Source organism: Salinimicrobium oceani (genome assembly GCF_012037645.1).
The window spans coordinates 1-324 of record NZ_JAAVJR010001335.1; the positions used below are offsets into that span (position 1 = coordinate 1).

Below are 324 nucleotides of genomic sequence, written 5' to 3' on the forward strand. Positions count from 1 at the left end.
TGAATTTTGAATCCTAAATTTTGAATTGAGCGACCTTGAACCTTAAACTTTGAACCCAATGTATAGAGATAAAATCATCCTCACCTATAGGCAGTTACTGGAAACCCACGAGGAACTGATGGAAAGAATAATTAACGTGGGCATGACCGGCGAATTTGCAGAAATTAATGAAATCTTCCGGGAAGGAGACACATTTAAATTCGACCTGGAGATGTTCCGCGACAGTAAAGATCAAAACCTGCAACTGCTACTGGGGTTATTTGATGAGCTGGAGAACGTAATGAATACGCTAGCAAATGTCAACGGGATCACCGAGGAGGAACT

Annotated in this window: 1 protein-coding gene; it reads left to right on the top strand. The window is 41.4% G+C overall.

Annotated features, from left to right (window positions below; translation table 11 throughout):
- Positions 1-58: 58 nt before the first annotated feature.
- Positions 59-324: hypothetical protein (locus HC175_RS22080; RefSeq protein ID WP_209310195.1), on the top strand; the 266-nt coding region annotated here is incomplete at its 3' end.